Source organism: Mycobacterium sp. OAE908 (assembly GCF_017872775.1).
Classification (GTDB): Bacteria; Actinomycetota; Actinomycetes; order Mycobacteriales; family Mycobacteriaceae; genus Mycobacterium.
On the sequence record NZ_JAGGJL010000001.1, the window covers coordinates 106371 to 126977 of the forward strand.

Here is a 20607-nt window from a genome sequence, read left to right on the forward strand (position 1 = left end):
TGGCCACTCGGCGGCGGACGGCAACTAGGCGTTCGACCAGTCGAACTCGTAGAAGATCCAATTCGTGTCGGTGAAGTCCAGCCGAACACCTTCGGCCTCTACCTGGAACGAGCCGATGCCGCATTCACCCTTCGTCCAGATGAACCCATCCGGCAGCACGATCTGTGCTTGATGCGGCTCACCGGTCACGGGGTTCTTGAAGCTGTCACCCGTGGCCCGGCCGAGGCCCTCGGCCGTCATCGTCACGGTCACGCCCTCACCGTCGAAACTGATCGGTGCCTTCGCAAGCCCGACGACCTCGTACGTCGTGCCGAGGATTCCCCATGGGTCGCCACCGAGTTGGCCGGTGTAAATCTGTGACAGACACTCGATCTGCTCGTCGGTGGTCTCCGGGGCGACGATGAACACCGCCCTGCCGTTGCCGTCGTGAATCGCCTTCGGCCAGTCGATCACCGCGATCGCTTTCACACCGGAGAGGTCCACGTCACCGCAAGAGCCCTCGAGGATGTGGTTACCGACCATCGCCCGGCAGCTGCCGTCGGCCGACGTCGGGAACCCGTGAAAGTTGCACCCGCACCCCGGCGCGCAGTTGCAGAACTCATACCCGTGTCCCTTGAGGTACCAGCGAGTGCTTTGTTCGGTCGTTGTCATGGCAACCCTTTCGATCAGAGCAGGTAAGTAACAAAGTCGGGGCGCATCAACAGCGTGGCACCCAGAATCACCAGCACCACTCCCGTCACCCGGGCAAGCTGTTCTCCGAACGGCGCGAGTTTCTCGAGCAGAATCAGCACCGCGAAAACCACCATCCATACCAATTGCATTGCGCCGAAAGCGATCAGCAGCGCCATCAGCATCCAGCAGCATCCGATGCAGAACATGCCGTGCCGCACGCCTGCGACGAACGCGCCCACCGGGCGATCCAGATGCTTGCCGTGGCGCATGAAGAACGACAGCGGCGATCGGCAGTGCCGCAGGCACACCGATTTCAGTGGCGTCAGCTGATACAAACCCGCGGCCAGCGCGACTCCGCCCGCGACGCGTGCGGCCCATGAGCTGCCCGTCATCAGCGGCTCATTCAAGCGACTCCACGCGAAGTACGCCGGAACGCCGACCAGTCCCCACAGCGCGATGTATCCGCCGACGAAGACGGCCACCGGCGCCGCCTGTCCGTTAGCGGCTGCCCTCGCGTAGAGGCGGACCACCGGCAGCACCGCCGGGAACATCATCGCGGCCATCATCGCCACCCATGCGACCAGGAACGCGACGAATGACATGGCCGGCTGTTGCGCCATCGGCATGCCGTCCATCGACGTCTCGTCGCCGGCCATCTCACCGGCGGTGTAGGCCGACCACCACCAACCGAGTGCCGCGAGGATCAGCAGCCCAGCCTGCAACCAGATGTCGCGGTTGCCCGCTACCCCACGAACGTCGCTCGCACGCAAGTCAGCCCCCCACGGCCGTCGTGTACCAACTATTGCACCGTTGGCGGGCCGGGGTAGCGGATTTGCCGGCTAGGCCGTGAGCTCGATGTGATGGGCCCCCGTCACGCTGGCGTAGCGCTCCGGACTGCAGGTCAACACGATCACCTGACCATCTCCGCCGACGGCGTCGAACACCGCGCCCATTTTGGTCAGCCGCTGCGGGTCGGTGAAACCGAGCGCGTCGTCGATGACCACCGGAACGCTGTCTTCCTTGGCCACCAACACCGCGCCAGCCAGTCGCGCGACGATGCCCATCTGTTCCTTGGCGCCGCCGGACAACGACTCGTACGGCACGGTGCGGCCCGCCAGTGTCCGGTTGCAGATGCGCAGCGCGCTGTCGATCTCGACTTCGAAGCTGTCGCCAAACACGATGCGGCCCAACCGCTCCACCTGGTTTCGGAACGGGTCGACGTAACGCTGCCTGGTGGCGTCGCGGTGTCGCGCCATCACCGAGCGCAGCAGTTGCGCAGCACGGGCACGCCGATGCATACGCAAATACTCTGCCTCTGCGCGCTCGCGTTCGGTCTGTGCGGCATCGAGGTGACCCTTGCGACCCTCGGTGCCGTAAACCTTGAGCTGCGTGGTCACCTCGCGTAGCGCCTCGGATACTTCCTCGTGCCTGCTGTCCAGCGAGTCGGCCCGGCGAACCGCATCGCTGAGCGCGGCGCCGACGGTGTCCGGTGCGCTCTTCGCCAGTTCGGCGCCCAGTTCTGCGACGAGTCCTGTTGCGCGCCGGGCCGCCTCACCGTCGGCCTCTGCCTTGACCGCGAGCTCGTCGTCGGTAGCGAGCGATCGCAGATGAACCAACCGCTCCTGCGCTGCGCTGAGTTCGATTCGGGCCGCTGCGAGTTTTTCGCGGGCGACGTTGGCACGGGTGGTCTGCTCCCCCAATCGCTTCGCCGCGGCCTCGGCCACCTTGCGATGCGTTTCGCAGTCCGCCATGGCCTGCTTGTGCGCGACGACCGCGGCGTCGAGGTCGGCGCGGGCAGCCGTCGGGTCGTCCCACAAACCGAGGTCGGCGGGCTCACCAGCGCGCAATTCGGCTAGCCGCGTTCGCAATTGGTCGACGACGTCGTCACCTGTCAGCCCTTCGCACGTGGCGCTCAGTTTGGTATGCGCAGCAAGTAATTCGCGGCGGCGCTCATCCAGCAGGCGCGCGGCATCCACATCCGCGACCCGCGCCCTCGCCAATGCACCAGCGAGAACCTCTTGTGCCGCTTCGAGTTTCGTCTGTGAATCCGCCGCGGGAGTTCCGGGCACGACGCGGGCACGCAGCAACCCGGGCAGTTCGATGTCGGTCGGCGCGCCGACGTTTGCCGCCCAGCTGCCACCGGCCTCGAGGGAAACCGGCTCGCCCTCGACGCGGACCTCGACGTCGGCGATCGCGACGATTTCGATGTGGGCTGACGCGAGTTCGGCTTGACCCGCAGCCCGTTCGACCGCAATGGCCGCGGCTTCGATCGCCCGCATCGTGTCGTCTGTCAGCGCAATGTCCGCGAGCTCGCGGGCAACGCGGTCGAGCTCGCGGCGTGCGGCATCGAGCTTGGCAAGGCGGCCTTCGAGGCGGTCGGCCTCGTCCCGGGCGGATACGCGCTCGACGGCACGCCGGGCGACGTCGACCCGCGTCTGGGCCGCCTCGACTGCGGCACGCGCCTCCCCCGCTGCGGCCTCGGCGGCCTCCTGCACTTCGGCAGCGGTCGCGAGGTCCTCGACAGCCTCCGCCGCGGCGGCCTGCAGTTCGGTGGTCGCGGCGGTGCGCTGATCGATGTCTGCGCGCAGCCGCCGCCGTTCGGTGAGCGCGGCGACCGACGCGGTCATCGTGGCATCGGCTGCTGCGGCGACCACCTGGGCCTGCTTGAGCTGCTGGGTCAGCGCGGCGACGGCCTCCGCCGCTGCACGCGCCTCGGCGAGACGTTTCGCCGCCTCAGCCCGCTGCTCGGCCAGCACCGAAAAGCTCTCGGTCAGCGCGCCGTGCTTGCGCACCGCATCGTCGACCTCGGCCACCGCGGCCGCGCACCGGGCCACCTCGTCGTCGGCGTCGCGCAGCCGCTTGATGGCGGCGGCCCATTCGGCGGTCGGCCGGCCGGTCTGCGTGTAGTACCGCAGGTATTCGGCGTCGATGCGGTCGATCAGCAGTCCATCCGTAGCGCCGGACGGCGCCTGCGTTTCGCCGGCGGCCGCATCCAGCGCGCGCGAGAGTGCGTCGCACCCTGACAGGTCCACCACCGCGGTGGAGGTCGCCTGCAGCACCCGTTGCGCCTGCCACAACTCCATGTCGACCGTCTCGTCGAGCAGCGCGAGGACCCGCTCGTGCGCCTCGTCGCCGGTGAGCTGCTCGCGGCGCGGCGCGAGCACCGTCAGCTGCGTCTCGCAACGTTTGTGAAACCGCTTGTGATAGACGAATCGATAAGGGCCGGTTGAGATTTCGGCGGTGATCTCGGCGCCGACGTCGGCATGGGTCGGCTTGACCTGCTTGACGTCCTTCTTGTTCGACCGGTCCTTTGAGTTGATCAGCAGATCGAGCGCCTCGATCATCGACGACTTGCCGATCTCGTTGGCGCCGCTGACGACGACCACGCCGTGGTCGGGAAACTCGATCTCGCGGTGGGTGATGCCGCGGTAATTCGTCAGTACGAGCCGATGCAGTTTCACGCGACGCCCCGGTCCACCAGGCGCAGCAGCAGCGCCAACGCCGCGCGGGCGTCGTCGGCATCCTCACCGTCAGTGCGTGCGGTGTCGACCAGCTCGTCGACGGCGGCCGCAGCGAACCCGCCGATGCCGAGGTCGTCGAACTCGCCGTCGGCGGGGATGACCGCGATGTCGGTCTGCTTGTCCCACGGCACCAGCGCGGCAAACAGCCGGGCGTACTTGTCGAGGCACGCGTCGAGCGCGGCCTTATCGGTGACGGTCAGCGATCCGCTGAGCCCCAGCCGAACGACAGTGCGCTCCTTGTCCGGCATCAGGTCGAGGTTGATATCGAGGTCGACGATGTCACGACTGCTGTCCACGGTGCGGCACAGCGTGACGAAGCGCCACCGTCCGACGCGTTGCGCGTCCACCTGCACCGGCCGTCGCGGGTCGTTTTCATCGATGTCGACCAGCAGCACGTGGCCAGGGTCGGGCTCGATGTCGTCGTAGTTGGTGACCTCGGGTGAGCCGGAGTACCAGATGCGGCCCGTCGAGCCGACCTGAGTACGGGAGTGCTTGTCCCCCAACGCAACATAGTGCACAGCGCCACGCTCGATGGCCGCCTCCAGCACAGCGAGCCGGACCAGCGACGGCTTGTCCTTGTCGGGTTCGAAGATGTCGACACCGCCGTGCCCCACCACAATTCGCGTGACGCCGTCGGGCTGCAGTCCGCCCAGCACCTCGGCCACCAGATCGGTGGTCGGCTTCTTCGAGCGCCACGGCGCGGCAACGATTTCCAGGCCTGGACGCACCTGGTGTACGCCCGCGCGGTCGAGAACCGTGACGTTGTCGGGACATTCGGCGGTGAACAGCGCACTGGTGTACACCGACGAAGCGTCGAGTGGGTCGTGGTTGCCGGGAAGCAGATACACCGGAATGCCGATGGCGCGCATGGCTTCCAGCGACTGGCTGACGTCACGCGGCGCGAGTTGGTTGTCTTCGAAGACATCGCCTGCCACCACCACGAATTCGGCGCCCGCGTCAACCGCGAGCGGCCCGATGCCCGCGACGACGTCGCGGCGGGCGGCTGAATACCGCGGCTGGGCCTCGCCGTTCAGGAAGTATCGGGTCATGCCGAGCTGCCAGTCGGCGGTGTGCACGAATCGCATCTCGGCTCTCCTTTCATGTCCTGTATCTCCTCGGCACCGCGAGTGTAGGTCCGCCCGCCGACAAGTCTCGGGACGTGCGTCGGCATGCCCTACCGTTATTGGTGTGACCGACCGCTACCGCACTCTGCTATTGCTTCGGCACGCCAAATCGGACTATCCGACCGGTGTGGCCGACCATGAGCGCCCGCTGGCGCCGAGGGGTGAACGGGAGGCTACGCTGGCAGGCGATTGGCTGCGGGCCAACGCGCCCGCGGTGGACGCGGTGCTGTGCTCGACGGCCACCCGCACCCGCGAGACGCTGGCGCGGACCCGTATCGACGCCCCGGTTGACTACCTTGACCGGCTATACGACGCAACACCTGGCACGGTGATCGAGGAGATCAACCGGGTCGCACCCGACGTCGAAACCCTGCTGGTGATCGGACACGAGCCGACGATGTCGTCGTTGGCGCTCGGCCTGGCCTCCATTGACGGAAGCAATAGCACAGCGGCCGAACGCATTTCGGCGAAGTTCCCGACCTCTGCGATCGCGGTGCTGCGCACCGGTGAGCCATGGGACAAGCTGACGCTCAGCGGCGCCACACTTGTCGGCTTCCACGTGCCCAGGTGATCAGGAACTGGTGGCCAGCGTCAGTTCCATCAGCTTGACGACCATCCCGCACGCGTCGATGCCCGGCGTCTGCGGGTTCACCCACCAACCGACCACACCTCCGGCGTCGCTGGCGACTCCGCACGCCCCGTTGGGATCGTTGGGCTTCATCACTATCGACGGCACACCCGCGATCGAGCGGTTCTCGATCTGATAGTTCAGGCTTTGGGCGACCTTCTTCTCATTGTCGAGGCTGCCCTGCTCGTACCAGAACCGGGTGATGTCGATCAGGCCCGCCGGGTTGGCCGCCTGCCAGCGGCACACCGCGCCGACGAACGTGCTCTGAATGTCCAGCGGATCGGCGCCGACGGTCTTGGCGAGGATGTCCTCGGTCAGCACCTCACATTCCTTGAGCAGGTTGGGGTACTGCTTGGCCGAGTCGTCGTTGCGGGGCACGTCGCCCGTTCCCGACTTCGTCGCGGTTCCCTGAACCGTTGACGTGCAGCCGGTCAGCAGCACCAGCACCGACATCGCGGCGACCACGCCGGCCAGTGCGCGACGGCGCAAGCGGCTCATTTCGCATTCACAATCGATTGTCGGGTCAGTTCCTTGGCCACGTCACAGGGATCCGGGAACGGCTGTTCGTTGAAGCTGATCGACCACTCGATGAAATCGTCTTGGAACTGGATGCCCACCTCGCACAGGTTGTTGCCGATCGTCGGATCGGTGCCCAAGGCGATGAACCCGCTGTGCCCCTCGATGTTGATGTCCTCGACGCTGGCCCGCGACAGTTCCTCGGTCTTGCGTTCGCGCCCGATCGGGCTGCCGCGATACCACGTGAAGGAGAAGTGCGGGCCCAGGATGCCGCCGCCCTGCAGCCACTGGCAGCCCACCGAGTTGCGCGCGGTGTTCACCAGGCCGGTGACCCGGGTCTGTTCGGCGATCGTCTGGTCGGTGACGCCGCCGCATTCGGGAAACATCGGGCCGTGCGAGGCGTTCTGCGACGGGCCCGGCGACTGCGGAACGCTAGGCGAAGTCGAGCCCCCCGAATCGCTCGAGCACGCCGCAAACAGCGGCATCATGGCCGCGGCCATTGCGGCCAGCGCCTTCGCGGACCGCGGCTTCCCGGTCGCGCACTTGCTGGGGGTCACGCCATGCACTGTAGCGGCACCCCAACACCTCAACCACCGACATGCCGATTGACCAGCTCATTAAGCGAATTCTCAGGTGGCCCTGCCGAACACAACTTCGGTGGGCGGGGTATGCGACAGTAGCGGGATGCTCTGGGCGTTGCTGCGACGGTATACGCGTCCGTACCGCTCTCTGCTCGCGACCGTGGCGGGTCTCCAGCTCATCAGCACGCTCGCGTCGCTGTACCTGCCCACCGTCAACGCCGCGATCATCGACGACGGCGTCGCCCAAGGGAATCTGCGGCGGATCGCCGAACTCGGCGGCGTGATGCTCGCCGTCACCGGAATGCAGGTGGTGTGCGCGGTCGGCGCGGTGTACTTCGGGTCGCGGTCAGGCATGGGCGTCGGGCGTGACCTGCGCAGGTCGATCTTCAGCCACGTCACCAGCTTCTCGGCAGAGGAGACGGCTCGATTCGGCGCCCCGTCGCTGCTGACCCGGACCACCAACGACGTCCAGCAGATCCAGCAGTTCGTGCAGCTGACCTGCACGATGCTGATCACCGCGCCGATCATGTCGATCGGCGGCATCTTCATGGCGATACATCAGGACGCGGGCCTGTCGTGGCTGCTGTTGATCAGTGTGCCGGTGCTGGCGGTCGCCAATTATCTGATCGTGTCGCGACTGCTGCCCATCTTCCGTCGGGTGCAGCGTCAGATCGACAGCATCAACCGGGTGATGCGCGAACAGCTCTCCGGCCTACGGGTGATCCGAGCCTTCGCGCGGGAGGCGTTCGAACGCAACCGATTCGGCGTTGCCAACCAGGGCCTATCGGACTCCGCGCTCGAAGCAGGCCGCTTGCAGGCGCTGATGCTGCCGGTCACCACGCTGGTGATCAACATCTCCAGCGTCGCGCTGATCTGGTTCGGCGGCTTGCGAATTGACGCCGGGCAGATGCAGGTGGGCTCGCTGATCGCGTTCCTTTCTTACTTCATGCAGATCCTGATGGCCGTATTGCTGGCCACGTTCATGCTGGTGCTGCTGCCGCGCGCGTCGGTATGCGCCGAACGGATCACCGGCGTGCTGTCCACTACGCCCGGCATCACCAGCCCTCCGTCGCCGGTGCGACCCCACACCGTTCGCGGCGAAACCCGGTTGGACGGTGCGACATTCAGCTACCCCGGCGCCGACCGCCCTGTGCTGCAGGATGTTTCGTTCACTGCGCTACCCGGCGCCACCACCGCGATTGTCGGGTCGACGGGGTCGGGTAAATCCACGCTGATCTCGCTGATCTGTCGGCTGTACGACGTCACCGAAGGCGCGGTACGCGTCGACGGCGTCGACGTGCGCGACTACGACACCGAACAGCTGTGGGCGGCCATCGGGTTGGTGCCGCAGCGTGGCTACCTGTTTTCCGGCACGGTCGCAGACAACCTGCGATACGGCAAGGCCGACGCAACCGACGAGGAGATGTGGGATGCGCTGCGGGTCGCGGCCGCCGACGATTTCGTCCGCGCCCACCCCGACGGTTTGGGGATGCCGGTCGCGCAGGCCGGCATCAATTTTTCGGGCGGCCAACGACAACGGTTGGCGATCGCACGCGCCGTGATCCGCCGTCCGGCGATCTATCTGTTCGACGACGCGTTCTCCGCACTCGATGTGCACACCGACGCCCGCGTCCGCGCGTCGCTGCGCGAGGTGTCGGCGGCCTCGACGGTCGTGATTGTGTCGCAACGCATCTCGACGGTCGCCGAGGCTGACCAGATCGTGGTCGTCGACGACGGCCGGGTGGTGGGAATCGGCACGCATGAGACGCTGCTGGCCACCTGCCCCACCTACGCCGAGTTCGCCGACTCGCAGTCGCTGGTCGCCGGGGCGGGAGGCCACTGATGACCGCAGGGCCGATGACACGGCCGATCCGCGGCGTGGTGCAGGCACCGACGGAGCGGTCGCGCGACTTCAAGGGGTCGGCGGTCCGATTGGTCAAACGGCTGACGCCGCAGCGCGGGCTCACCGCCGTCGTGATCCTGCTGGGCGTCGGCGGGATCGCGATCGGGGTGATAGGCCCGCGCGTCCTCGGCCACGCGACCGATCTGCTGTTCAACGGCGTGATCGGGCGCCAACTGCCCGCTGGTCTGACGAAGGAGCAGGCCATCGCGGCAGCGCGGGCGCGCGGCGACAACACCTTCGCCGATCTGCTGTCGGGAATGAATGTCGTGCCTGGCCGTGGCGTGGACTTCGGCGCGATCGGCCGCACGCTGCTTTTGGCTTTGGGGCTGTATCTGGTTGCTGCGCTGATGGTTTGGCTGCAGGCGCGCATCCTCAACGTCGTGGTGCAGCGCACCATGGTGGGTCTGCGCTCGGACGTCGAGAACAAGGTGCATCGATTGCCGTTGCGCTACTTCGACTCCCGGCAACGCGGCGAGGTGCTGAGCAGGGTCACCAACGACATCGACAACCTTCAGCAGTCGTTGTCGATGACGATCAGCCAGCTGCTGACTTCGGTGCTCACCGTGGTGGCGGTGTTGGTGATGATGCTGACCATCTCGCCGCTGCTGACGTTGCTCACGGTCATCACCGTGCCGCTGTCGCTGTGGGTGACGCGCGCGATCGCCCGCCGCTCACAGCGCTTGTTCGTCGCGCAATGGCGCAACACCGGCCGCCTCAACGCCCACATCGAGGAGACCTACAGCGGGTTCACGGTGGTCAAGACCTTCGGCCACCGGGCCAGGGCGCTGGAGCAGTTCGAACAGTTCAACGACGACGTCTACCAGGCCAGCCGTGGCGCGCAGTTCTTCTCGGGATTGGTCGGCCCGGCCACCACATTCGTCGGAAACCTGAGCTACGTGGCGGTCGCGGTGGTCGGCGGTGTGCAGGTCGCGACGGGTCAGATCACGCTGGGCAGCATCCAGGCGTTCATCCAGTATGTCCGCCAGTTCAATCAGCCGCTGAGTCAGGTCGCGGGGATGTACAACACCCTGCAGTCCGGAGTGGCAAGTGCCGAGCGGGTTTTCGATCTGCTGGACGCCGAGGAAGAGTCGCCGGACCCGGGCGTGGTGCTGCCGTCGGTGGACGGCGGCCCGCGCGGCCGGGTCGAGTTCCAGCACGTCGACTTCAGCTACCAGCCAGGCACACCGGTGATCGAAGACCTGTCACTGGTGGCGGAGCCCGGCAGCACAGTGGCGATCGTCGGGCCAACCGGCGCGGGCAAGACCACGCTGGTGAACCTGTTGATGCGGTTTTACGACGTGGACTCGGGACGCATTCTCGTTGACGGCGTTGACATCTCGTCGGTGGACCGGCAGTCACTGCGGTCAAGGATCGGCATGGTGCTGCAGGACACCTGGCTGCTGGGCGGGTCGATCTACGACAACATCGCCTACGGCAGACCCGATGCCAGCGAGGACGACGTGATCGCTGCCGCTACGGCGGCCTACGTCGACCGGTTCGTGCACACACTGCCCGACGGCTACCAGACGGTCGTCAGCGACGACGGCGGCAACATCAGTGCGGGTGAGAAGCAGCTGATCACCATCGCCCGCGCCTTCCTGGCCCGCCCCCAGCTGCTGGTTCTCGACGAAGCAACCAGCTCGGTGGACACCAGAACGGAGCTGCTGATCCAGCACGCGATGGGCGAACTGCGCCGCGATCGCACGAGTTTCATCATCGCGCACCGGCTTTCGACGATCCGCGATGCCGACGTGATCCTGGTGATGGAGGCGGGCCGGATCGTCGAGCGAGGCAGTCATCAGGAACTGTTGGCTAAGCATGGCGCTTATTGGGAGATGACGCAGGTCTAGCGGGGCTATGGTGCGTGCATGACCGCCACGGTGCACACGTTCTGCCGATACTGCCTGGCCTGCTGTGGACTCGAAGTGACGGTCGAGGACAACCGGGTCACCAAGATCGCGCCCGACAAGCAGAACCCCCACACGTGGCAGGACTTCTGCGCCAAGGGCCGCACCGCCAACCAGCTTGTCGAGCATCCGCGCCGGATCCTCAACCCCATGCGCCGGGTGGGCGATACATACGTGGAGGCCAGTTGGGAGGAGGCGATCGGTGACATCGCCGCCCGGATGAACGCGCTGATCGACGCCGACGGGCCCGATGCGGTCGGCATCTATTACGGCAATCCGTCCGGCTTCTCGTCGTCGAACATCATCTTCATGAACGCATGGCTGGACGGCCTCGGCACGCACAACCGGTACTTCGTCGGCTCGGTGGACCAGAACGCGATGCACGTCGTCGCAACGGCGATGTACGGTTCGATGCTGATGGCGCCGGTGTCCGACATCGACAACTGCGACTACTTTCTGCTCGTCGGCACCAATCCCGCTGTCAGCGCGTGGAATTGGCTCGAGACGGTGCCTGGTGGATGGCGGCGCGCGGTGGAGCGACAAAAGCGGGGCGCAACGATCGTCGTCGTCGACCCACTGCGGACAGAGACCGCAGAGAAGGCCGACGTCCACCTCGCCGTGCGGCCCGGGCAGGACTGGGCACTGCTGCTCGCGATGGTCAAGGTGATCCTCGACGAGCGCCTCGAACATCAGCAGGACTGCACGGAACTGGCAACGGGTGTCGACGATCTGCGGCGGCTTGTCGCCGATGCCGACCTCGACGATCTGGCAGTGCGGTGCGACATTCCGCGCGCTCAGATCGAACGGGTGGCGCGCGAGTTCGCCACAGCGCGCGCCGCGATGGTGGTGACACGGACCGGCGTGTCGCTGCATCTTGCAGGCACCGTCGCGGAGTGGCTCGGGCACGTGCTGAACGTGATCACCGGCAGGATGGATCGTCCCGGCGGTCGCAGGTATGAGCCCGGGTACGTGGACGCCATCCGGCTGTCCGGCATGATCAAGCAGTCACCCCATAGAAGTCGCGTTGCCGGGCGCGGCATGGTTGCCGGCGCGCATGCGCTCAGCGAATTGCCCGATGAGATAACAACTCCGGGTCCCGGCCAGATCAAGGCGATGCTGATCAACTGCGGCAATCCGGTGGTCTCGGGACCCGACGGCGCCAAGCTCGACGAGGCGCTGGCCCAGCTGGATCTGTTGGTGGCCATCGACTTTGTGCAGCGCGAAAGCCACCGACATGCGCACTGGCTGCTGCCCGCCGTCCATTGGCTGGAGCGTGACGACCTGCTCGCGTTCACCAGCAACATGCACGACGAGCCGTACCTGCAGTACGGACGCAAAGCGGTCGAACCACCGCCCGGCGCGCGTCAGGAATGGCGCATCTTCGTCGATCTGGCGATCGCCATGCGCAAGCCGCTGTTCGGCGCCAGGGGGTTCAATGGATTCATCAAGGCGACGCGCCGACTGGCGCGGCTGACGCGCAAGCCGGCGTTGGAGTTCGGGCCGCACTGGGTCGACAGGGTGGTGGTCGCAACCGGGCGAAAGGTCAACGGCCGCAGGATCAAATGGCGTGACGTGATGGCCCACCCGCACGGCTGGGTGCTCGGCCCTCGCGAGTTCGGACACTTCCGGCAAGCGCTGCGCACCGACGACAAGAAGGTGCACGCGGCGCCGCCGGAGTTCGTGCAGCGGGCGCGCGAGCTGCTCGCCGAACATACGCCGCAGGCGCCTGCGGAGTATCCGTTCCAGCTCGCGAACCGGCGAAACCGTCACTCGATGAACTCATGGCTCAACGAGTTGCCCGGTTTGCATCCGTCCGGCAAGGACAACGAGGTGGTGATCCATCCCGACGACGCGGCCGCGCTTGGCGTCCAAGACGGCGACAAGGTGAGGGTCTACTCCCCTGTCGGCGCGATCGAGCTGGCGGCGTCGGTCGACGAGCGGCCTCGGCGTGGCGTGGTCGTCATCGACCATGGCTGGGGCTCAAGGATTTTCGACCCGCGCGGCGGCGCGCAGCCGGAGTCCTACGGCGCCAACCGCAATCTGCTGATCGACGGCGGACCCGTCGACCCGCTGTCGCAGACCGCCCCGCTGAGCTCGTCGTACGTTGGGATAGAACGCTTGGCCTAGAGTTGCGGGCCCTCGGCGCGCAGGTCGTCGACGTTTTTCATAGCGTCGCGCAGCTTGCCAAGCCATTCGTCGGCGTGCTCGCCAACCAGGCGGACCGACCAGGCCAACGCATCGGAGCGCGACCGCGCCACCCCCGCGTCGACCAGCGTGTCGAGCACCTGACGTTCCGGCTGCTTGAGCCGGGTCATCACCGGAACGGCGATGTGGGTGAACAGAATTCGCTCTGGGTTTTCGGCGCTGCCCACCTCTACCCCCCAAGCCACTTTCCGGCCGTAGCGGGCCTCGGCTTCGTCGGCGATGTGCATGCGCTCGGATCGGGTCTCTTCGCGGAAGCGCGAGACTCTGCCCGAGGCGCGCGCCTCGCTCTCTTCTCCTTCGGCCACGGGCAGTCGGCCGATCACAGTGATCTCTTCGCGGTCGACAACGACCGTCGGGTCGCCGTCGAACCAGCCGTCGGGCAACCGGCCGGCGAACCAGTCGGCAGCATCGCTTGCATCGGGTTGTTCGGCCTGCTGCCAGCCGCCGGAGCGGCCCGACCGTCGGCCATGGAGGTGATGTTGTCGCATGATTAAATGATTACACCGTTACAAAGCTGATGGGACGCCTTTCACCGCAAGCGAACGGCCGTGATCGCCGCTGGCAGGGTCAGCCGGTGTCTACCGCTTCATGAGCACGACGGCGCCGCCGCCGACGACCGCCCCGATCAACAGCAGCACGGCCAGGGCCGGGCTGACCAACCACCACACCAGCCCTACCCCGATGAGGACCGGCGAGACGGCGAACAGCACCATGCCCGGGTGCTGCTTGATGACCGCAAGGGCGCTCTGCGCCCGAACCCGGTCGATTTCCTTTGCCATCACCTAAGAATGCCAGCGGTTGCCCTAGTTTGGACGGCATGACAGGAACTGGACCTGGAAGCTGGCGCCCCGACCCCGAAGGCCGTTACGAGTACCGGTGGTTCGACGGCCGGCAATGGACCGATCAGGTGTCCCATCGCGGGCAGGTGAGCCGTGCACCGCTGGGTGGGCCGCCTGCGTCACCGGCGCCACCGCAGACCGCTCCGGTCGGTGACGGATTCTCGGGCATCACCGGCGATCTCGTCGACGGCCGGTTCAGCGAGAAGGAAGCCAAACCGATCGCGAACCAGAACTCGAAGCTGCTGCGCGTGCGCCTCGGCGAACCGTTCATGGCGCGACAGGGTGCCATGGTCGCCTATCAAGGCAACGTGGATTTCTCGTTCGAGGGCGGCGGCGCAACGAAATTCATCAAGAAGGCGTTGACAGGTGAGGGACTGCCGCTGATGCGCTGCCAGGGTCAGGGCGATGTGTTCCTCGCCGAGCGGGCCTACGACGTACATCTACTGAACCTGAACAACGCCGGACTGTCGATCAGCGGCAAGAACGTGCTGGCGTTCTCCTCGAGCCTCGACTGGAACATCGAGCGGGTGAAGGGCGGCAGCATGGTCGCCGGCGGTCTGTTCAACACGACGCTGCGCGGCACCGGTTGGGTGGCGCTGACCACCGATGGGCCGCCCGTCGTGCTGAACGCGGCCGAGGCGCCGACATTCGCCGACACCAATGCCGTCGTGGCGTGGTCGGCGAATCTGCAGACGCAGCTGAAGACGAGCTTCAAGGCGGGCGCGCTGATCGGTCGCGGTTCCGGCGAGGCGCTTCAGGTGTCGTTCTACGGGCAGGGCTTTGTCATCGTCCAGCCGTCGGAGGGCATTCCGCCGGTCGCGACGGGCTAACACTCACTAAGCCTCCAGCAGCACCGTCACCGGGCCGTCGTTGACGAGCGCGACCTGCATGTCGGCGCCGAACACGCCGGTTTCGACGTGCACGCCGAGGCGTCGGAGCGCTTCGGCGAACGCCGTCACCAACGGTTCGGCCACCGCGCCAGGAGCGGCGGCGTTCCACGTCGGGCGCCTGCCCTTCGCGGTGTTGGCGTAGAGCGTGAACTGGCTGACCACCAGAATCGGCGCGCCGACATCTGCCGCGGCCTTCTCGTCGTCGAGAATCCTCAGCTGCCATAGCTTTTCGGCCAGCCGCTGCGCCTTCGCCGCATCGTCGGTGTGCGTGACGCCGACGAGCGCGAGCAGGCCCTGACCGTCCGGGGAGATGGCGCCGACGATCTCACCGTCGACAGTCACCGATGCCGAGGTCACCCGTTGCACGAGGATGCGCATGACCGCAGATGCTGCCATGCGCACCCAACGCCACAACTAGAGCGTCGCCAGGATGCCCCGCATGGTTTCGATCTCTTTCTGCTGGGCGGTGACGATCGCGTTGGCAAGTTCGATCGCGGCTGGAAATTGGCCATCCTTGATTTCGTTCTGCGCCATCGTGATTGCGCCCTCGTGATGCGCAATCATCTGCGTCAGGAACAGCTTGCTCGCGTCGACGCCCTGCGCGGACGTCAGCGCCGTCATGTCTGCGTCGGACATCATGCCGCTCATGCCAGGCATCTCGTGACCGGACATGGGCGGCATGGCGGGCGTGCCCCATTGAGTGAGCCAGCCCTGCATCAACTGGATTTCGGGTCCCTGGGCGGCCTTGATCTGATTGGCAACTTCGGTGACGCGTGGATCGATGCCCTGCTTGCCGAGGACCATGTCGCTCATCTCGACCGCCTGCTGGTGGTGCGGAATCATGTGCTGGGCGAACATCACGTCTGCGTCGTTGTGGGCCTGCGCCGCTGCGCTCGTGGTCGGTGCGGCGGTCATGGCCGACATGGAGTGTTCAGCGGGATGCTCGGATTGGGTCGAGCTGCTACAGCCTGTCGAGATGGCCAGCACCGCCAGGGCGCCGGCACCGATCATGGTCGTTCGCTTCCACATGGTCATCGTTCCTTTCTACACACTTTTAATACCCTAGGGGGGTATGGTACACATGACGCATGAGCACAACGACGGTCACCGTCACGGGTATGAGCTGCGGTTCCTGCGCCTCGACGGTGCGTGAGGAAATCTCCGATATCCCCGGGGTGCACGCGGTCAATGTCGATCTCGGCAGCGGAACGGTCGTCATCGAGAGCGGACGACCTGTCGAGGCGGCGGCGATCAAGACCGCCATCGAGGAAGCCGGCTACCGGTTGGCCGGCTGATGAACGCCGCACAGAAGATCGTCGCGTTCATGGTCGGCCTGGCCGTGGTGTTCACCGTCGCCGTCTTCCTCGGCGGGGCCGTCGGGCCCGAGGGCGGTGTGGTCGTGCAGCAGGCAACCGGACACGACGACGGTCACGGAGACCACGGCGCCGCGACCGAGTTGCCCGGTGGCCTGTCGTCGATGCAAGACGGCTACACGCTCTCGCTGGCCGAAGATCGATACGAGGCCGCCAGCCGGGTGCCGCTGCGATTTCGGATCCTCGACGCCAGCGGCGCGCCGGTGATGCGGTACATCGAGAACCACGAAAAGCTGTTGCATTTGATCGTGGTCCGCAACGATTTGACGCGTTACCAGCATGTGCACCCAAGGCTCGGTTCCGATGGAACATGGGATGTACCAGTCGATCTCGGCCTTGGCGGCGACTATCGCGTGTTCGCCGATTTCACCCCGGCCGGTGGCCCCGCGATGACGTTGGGGGCCAACGTGCACGTCGGCGGCGAATACGCCCCGCAGCCGCTGTCGCCAGTCGCGGCGACGTCGGTCGTCGACGGCGGGTACACGGTCACTTTGAGCGGGACGGCGAAAGCGGATGAGCCGGCTATGTTGACAATGTCGGTGAGCCGCGCCGGCAAGCCGGTCACCGATTTGCAGCCGTACCTGGGTGCATACGGCCATCTGGTTGCGCTGCGCGCGGCGGACCTGGCCTACCTGCACGTCCACCCGATGGGCACGCCGGGCGATGGCGTGACTGCCTCAGGACCCGACATCGGCTTCCACGCCGTCTTTCCGAGCGGGGGCGACTACCGGCTGTTCCTCGATTTCCAGCATGCTGGTGTGGTGCGCACCGCTGAGTTCACCGTGTCCGTCGGCGACAGGGAGTCTCGATGACGTCGGTCGAGCTCGCGATCGACGGCATGACGTGCGCGTCGTGTGCACATCGAATCGAGAAGAAACTCAACAAGCTCGAGGGCGTCACCGCCACGGTGAACTTCGCGACCGAGAAGGCGCATGTCGAATACGGCGATGCCGTGACCGCAGGTCAGCTGGTGGCCACGGTCGAAGACGCCGGCTACCAGGCGCACCTTCCCGAGGAAGCCATCGAAACGACAGCTGATCCGACGGCATCGCTGCGGCAGCGACTGCTGATCTCGGCAGTGCTGACGGTTCCGGTGATCGCGATGGCGATGGCGCCCGCGCTGCAGTTCAGCAACTGGCAGTGGCTGTCGCTGGCGCTGGCGGCGCCGGTGGTCATCTGGGGTGCGTGGCCGTTTCACCAGGCGGCGTGGACGAATCTGCGGCATGGCACCGCCACCATGGACACGCTGATCTCGATGGGCACGCTCGCCGCGCTCGGTTGGTCGATCTACGCGTTGTTCTGGGGCAATGCGGGCATGCCGGGAATGAAGCATGCGTTCGAGCTGACGATCGCGCGCACCGACGGAACCGGCAACGTCTACTTCGAAGCGGCGGCGGGAGTGACCACGTTCATCCTCGCAGGCCGCTATTTCGAGGCCCGCGCCAAGCGGAGAGCCGGTGCGGCCCTGGAGGCGCTGCTGGAACTCGGCGCCAAAGACGTCGCGGTGCTCAAAGACGGTGCAGAGCAACGCATTCCGATCGAACGCTTGTCGGTCGGCGACGAGTTCGTCGTGCGTCCGGGAGAGAAGTTCGCCACCGACGGCGTGGTCGTTTCGGGCAGTTCAGCGGTTGACGCGTCGATGCTCACTGGGGAATCGGTGCCGGTGGATGTCCGGCCCGGCGATGCCGTAGTCGGTGCGACGGTCAACGTCGATGGCAGGCTTGTGGTTCGGGCCAGTCGCATTGGCTCGGATACTCAGCTGGCGCAGATGGCCCGCCTGGTAGAAGACGCGCAGAACGGCAAGGCGCAGGCGCAGCGGTTGGCGGATCAGATTTCCGGGGTGTTCGTGCCGATCGTCATCGCGTTGTCGGTAGCGACCTTGGGATTCTGGCTCGGCACAGGCGGATCCGTTGCAGCGGCGTTCACGGCTGCGGTGGCGGTGCTGATCATCGCGTGCCCGTGTGCGCTCGGCTTGGCCACACCGACCGCGTTGATGGTGGGTACTGGTCGCGGCGCACAGCTTGGCATCCTGATCAAAGGGCCGGAAGTGCTCGAGTCCACGCGCCGCATCGACACCATCGTCTTGGACAAAACAGGCACGGTGACCACCGGGACGATGACGCTGGTCGACGTGATCGCCGCCGATGGTGAGCAACCGGACGACGTATTGCGATTGGCCGGGGCGCTCGAGGATGCGTCGTCGCATCCGGTCGCCAAAGCGATCGCGAGCGGCGCGCGCGAGAAGCTCGGCGAGCTACCGACCGTGGACGACTTCAAAAGCCTCGATGGACTGGGTGTCCAGGGCCTCGTTGAGGGGCACATGGTGTTGGTCGGTCGCCGCCGGCTGCTGGACCTGCCCGATGATCTCGCAAAGGCCATACAGGAGGCCGAATCTCATGGCCGGACGCCGGTGGTTGTCGGCTGGGAAGGCAGGGCGCGCGGAGTGCTCGTCGTCGCCGACGCCGTCAAGCCGACGTCGGCCGATGCCATCCGGGAGTTGCGCGATCTCGGCTTGACGCCGATCTTGCTGACGGGTGACAACGCTGACGCTGCACGGACCGTTGCCAAGCAGGTCGGAATCGACGCAGTGATCGCCGAGGCGCTGCCCGAGGACAAGGTGGCAGCGGTGAAGGGGCTGCAGGCCAACGGTCGAGTGGTGGCGATGGTCGGCGACGGCGTCAACGACGCCGCTGCGCTCGCCCAGGCGGATCTCGGCTTGTCGATGGGTACCGGCACCGACGTCGCAATCGAGGCGAGCGACCTGACGCTGGTGCGCGACGACCTGCGTGCTGTGCCGACTGCGATTCGGTTGTCGCGCAGGACTTTGTCGATCATCAAGGGCAACCTGTTCTGGGCGTTCGCATACAACGTCGCGGCATTGCCATTGGCCGCGGCCGGCTTGCTCAACCCGATGATCGCCGGCGCTGCAATGGCTTTCAGCTCCGTGTTCGTTGTCAGCAACAGCCTGAGGCTGCGCCGATTCAGCGCGTCCCGGTAGCTACGGGTCGCCCTCTTCGGGTATCAGGTATTTCTCGGGATGGTGGTAGTCGTTGACGCGTTCCTGCCCGGTGTCCAGATGTGGTGGTGAAATCCATTCGGTGCGGCCGTCTTTGCGCTTTCGGGTGGTCCACCCCTGCTCCTCGACGAGGCGGTTATCCGGGCCGCAAGCCAGCGTCGCGTTGGTGATGTTGGTTTGACCGCCCGCGGCGGCCCAGCCGTCGACGTGGTGAACCTGACACCAGTAGCCCGGCGTGGTGCAACCCGGCCGCGTACAACCACGGTCCATGGCATGCAACACAATGCGCTGCCCAGGTGTCGCGAAACGTTTCGCCCGGCCGCAGTAGAGCGGTTCGCGGGTGTGCTTGTTATAGACCACCAGATAGTGATTGGCCTGTGATGCCAACCGGATCACGTCGCGCATCGGCAGCAGCGTGCCGCCCGCGGTGACCGCGACTCCGGCGCCTGATTGCAGGTCCTGCAGCGTCGTCGACACGATGATCGTGGCAGGCAGCCCGTTATGTTTACCCAACTCTCCCGAGGCCAACACCGATCGGCCCATCGCCTTGAGCGCATCGTGGTTGCGCTGCCCCGCCGACCGCGTATCGGCTAGCACCGCCTCCGCGCTGAGCTCGCCGTCCACACACGGCGATTCGTCGTCCGGGTTGCACATGCCCGGCGCCGCCAACTTCGCGAACACCGCATCAAATGTCGCGCGGGCTTCGGGGTCGAGCAGACCGCGGACCTCGCTCATCCCGTCGACGTCCTGCTTGCCGATGGTCAGATATCGCCGCCGCGCCCGGTCAGCGTCGTCGGGCAGTTCACCATCCTGGTTCAGCAGTAGCGCCAAGCGTTCCGTCGCCGCCCGAAACTGCGTCGGCCCCAACCCGGTAGCGACGCGCGCCAAATCGGCCTCGGCCGATCCACGGGTCTCACCGTCGATGCGACTGGGCAGTTCATCGAAGAACTTCTCGATGATCCGCACATGCTCGGCCCCGATGTCACCGCGGGCCTGGGCCGCAGCCACATTCGGCAACACCGGGGCCAACACTTCTCCGCCCAACGCCGTCCGCGGCCCCAACATCGCGGCCTGTTTGATGCGCCGCTTCGCTTCGGCCTCCGAGATCCGAAGCGCTTCGGAGAGCACCTTGGCCCAGGACTTGGCCCCGAGTTCGGTCGGCGTGCACTGCGAGTTGAGCTGATGAATCAGCCGGTGATCGACGGCGGGCTGACGGCGATACCCGACCTCGAGCCGCTGCTGAATTCCAAGCACCTCGGGCCCCGTCAACGCGCCGAACGACAGCCCGGCCATGTCGACTTGGGCTTGTTCCCAGCGCGCCACAGTCGCGAGAATCTCCTCGCGATCCGCAACCGCACCCGACGTCATACTTCGAACATTAGTTCGGGGGTCAGACAAGAATGGCCGGGTTGGTGCCAGTGAAATCAAAGTG

Annotated in this window: 19 protein-coding genes; 8 read left to right on the forward strand and 11 right to left on the reverse strand. The window is 66.1% G+C overall.

Features of this window, described 5'->3' with window-relative positions; all coding sequences use genetic code 11:
- Positions 1 to 24: 24 nt before the first annotated feature.
- From J3E61_RS00475 to J3E61_RS00490, 4 genes are all read right to left on the reverse strand, one after another.
- On the reverse strand, positions 25 to 651 hold the full coding sequence (locus J3E61_RS00475; protein WP_192726593.1) for a DUF1326 domain-containing protein: 627 nt from the start codon (positions 649 to 651) through the stop codon (positions 25 to 27).
- Positions 652 to 665: 14 nt separating this feature from the next.
- Positions 666 to 1442, reverse strand: a complete 777-nt coding sequence (locus J3E61_RS00480; protein ID WP_210082210.1) for a DUF2182 domain-containing protein — start codon at positions 1440 to 1442, stop codon at positions 666 to 668.
- 69 nt (positions 1443 to 1511) lie between these two features.
- A complete protein-coding gene (locus J3E61_RS00485) occupies positions 1512 to 4133 on the reverse strand; it encodes an AAA family ATPase (RefSeq protein WP_210082211.1) in 2622 nt (873 codons plus the stop codon).
- Positions 4130 to 5278 (reverse strand): exonuclease SbcCD subunit D, encoded by a 1149-nt coding sequence (locus J3E61_RS00490; RefSeq protein ID WP_210082212.1) that lies wholly within the window; start codon positions 5276 to 5278, stop codon positions 4130 to 4132. Before J3E61_RS00490 ends, J3E61_RS00485 begins: the two co-directional genes overlap by 4 nt.
- 103 nt (positions 5279 to 5381) lie before the next feature.
- Between J3E61_RS00490 and J3E61_RS00495 the strand changes: the two genes are divergently transcribed.
- Positions 5382 to 5888, forward strand: a complete 507-nt coding sequence (locus J3E61_RS00495; RefSeq protein ID WP_210082213.1) for a histidine phosphatase family protein — start codon at positions 5382 to 5384, stop codon at positions 5886 to 5888.
- Here the strand turns inward: J3E61_RS00495 and J3E61_RS00500 are convergent, their stop codons facing one another.
- On the reverse strand, positions 5889 to 6443 hold the full coding sequence (locus J3E61_RS00500) for a DUF3558 family protein (protein ID WP_192726598.1): 555 nt from the start codon (positions 6441 to 6443) through the stop codon (positions 5889 to 5891).
- Positions 6440 to 6961: a DUF3558 family protein gene (locus tag J3E61_RS00505; RefSeq protein ID WP_192726994.1), complete on the reverse strand. Its 522-nt coding sequence runs from the start codon at positions 6959 to 6961 to the stop codon at positions 6440 to 6442. Before J3E61_RS00505 ends, J3E61_RS00500 begins: the two co-directional genes overlap by 4 nt.
- A gap of 184 nt (positions 6962 to 7145) precedes the next feature.
- Between J3E61_RS00505 and J3E61_RS00510 the strand changes: the two genes are divergently transcribed.
- The 3 genes from J3E61_RS00510 to J3E61_RS00520 are packed head-to-tail and all read left to right on the forward strand — an operon-like array spanning position 7146 to position 12979.
- Positions 7146 to 8885 carry an ABC transporter ATP-binding protein gene (locus J3E61_RS00510; protein ID WP_210082214.1) on the forward strand — a complete coding sequence of 580 codons (1740 nt, stop codon included), beginning with the start codon at positions 7146 to 7148 and terminating at the stop codon, positions 8883 to 8885.
- Entirely contained in the window at positions 8885 to 10795 is a 1911-nt protein-coding gene (locus J3E61_RS00515; protein ID WP_210082215.1) for an ABC transporter ATP-binding protein, read from the forward strand. The genes J3E61_RS00510 and J3E61_RS00515 overlap by 1 nt, the downstream gene beginning before the upstream one ends.
- A gap of 18 nt (positions 10796 to 10813) precedes the next feature.
- Positions 10814 to 12979 (forward strand): molybdopterin-dependent oxidoreductase, encoded by a 2166-nt coding sequence (locus tag J3E61_RS00520; RefSeq protein WP_210082216.1) that lies wholly within the window; start codon positions 10814 to 10816, stop codon positions 12977 to 12979.
- Here J3E61_RS00520 and J3E61_RS00525 read toward each other — a convergent pair.
- Both J3E61_RS00525 and J3E61_RS00530 read right to left on the reverse strand, forming a co-directional pair.
- Entirely contained in the window at positions 12976 to 13545 is a 570-nt protein-coding gene (locus J3E61_RS00525) for a hypothetical protein (RefSeq protein ID WP_210082217.1), read from the reverse strand. The genes J3E61_RS00520 and J3E61_RS00525 overlap by 4 nt on opposite strands.
- 90 nt (positions 13546 to 13635) lie before the next feature.
- The gene (locus J3E61_RS00530) at positions 13636 to 13836 is read right to left on the reverse strand and encodes a hypothetical protein (protein WP_192726603.1); all 201 of its coding nucleotides are present in this window, start codon (positions 13834 to 13836) and stop codon (positions 13636 to 13638) included.
- 38 nt (positions 13837 to 13874) lie between these two features.
- Here J3E61_RS00530 and J3E61_RS00535 point away from each other — a divergent pair, with 38 nt between their 5' ends.
- On the forward strand, positions 13875 to 14726 hold the full coding sequence (locus J3E61_RS00535; protein ID WP_210082218.1) for an AIM24 family protein: 852 nt from the start codon (positions 13875 to 13877) through the stop codon (positions 14724 to 14726).
- A 6-nt stretch (positions 14727 to 14732) separates the two neighbouring features.
- Here J3E61_RS00535 and dtd read toward each other — a convergent pair whose 3' ends face one another.
- Together dtd and J3E61_RS00545 are read right to left on the reverse strand one after the other, a co-directional pair.
- Positions 14733 to 15164: a D-tyrosyl-tRNA(Tyr) deacylase gene (gene dtd, locus J3E61_RS00540; protein WP_210085372.1), complete on the reverse strand. Its 432-nt coding sequence runs from the start codon at positions 15162 to 15164 to the stop codon at positions 14733 to 14735.
- A gap of 36 nt (positions 15165 to 15200) precedes the next feature.
- The gene (locus J3E61_RS00545; RefSeq protein WP_210085373.1) at positions 15201 to 15815 is read right to left on the reverse strand and encodes a DUF305 domain-containing protein; all 615 of its coding nucleotides are present in this window, start codon (positions 15813 to 15815) and stop codon (positions 15201 to 15203) included.
- 59 nt (positions 15816 to 15874) lie between these two features.
- On the opposite strand from J3E61_RS00545, the gene J3E61_RS00550 reads away from it, so the two are divergent.
- Genes J3E61_RS00550 through cadA form a run of 3 tightly spaced genes read left to right on the forward strand, consistent with a single transcriptional unit; the run spans position 15875 to position 19157 of the window.
- Entirely contained in the window at positions 15875 to 16081 is a 207-nt protein-coding gene (locus J3E61_RS00550) for a cation transporter (protein ID WP_192726607.1), read from the forward strand.
- On the forward strand, positions 16081 to 16971 hold the full coding sequence (locus J3E61_RS00555; RefSeq protein WP_210082219.1) for a hypothetical protein: 891 nt from the start codon (positions 16081 to 16083) through the stop codon (positions 16969 to 16971). The genes J3E61_RS00550 and J3E61_RS00555 overlap by 1 nt, the downstream gene beginning before the upstream one ends.
- Positions 16968 to 19157, forward strand: coding sequence for a cadmium-translocating P-type ATPase (gene cadA / locus J3E61_RS00560; RefSeq protein WP_210082220.1), 2190 nt, complete (start codon positions 16968 to 16970; stop codon positions 19155 to 19157). Before J3E61_RS00555 ends, cadA begins: the two co-directional genes overlap by 4 nt.
- Here cadA and J3E61_RS00565 read toward each other — a convergent pair whose 3' ends face one another.
- On the reverse strand, positions 19158 to 20543 hold the full coding sequence (locus tag J3E61_RS00565; RefSeq protein ID WP_210082221.1) for an HNH endonuclease: 1386 nt from the start codon (positions 20541 to 20543) through the stop codon (positions 19158 to 19160).
- Positions 20544 to 20607 lie beyond the last annotated feature (64 nt).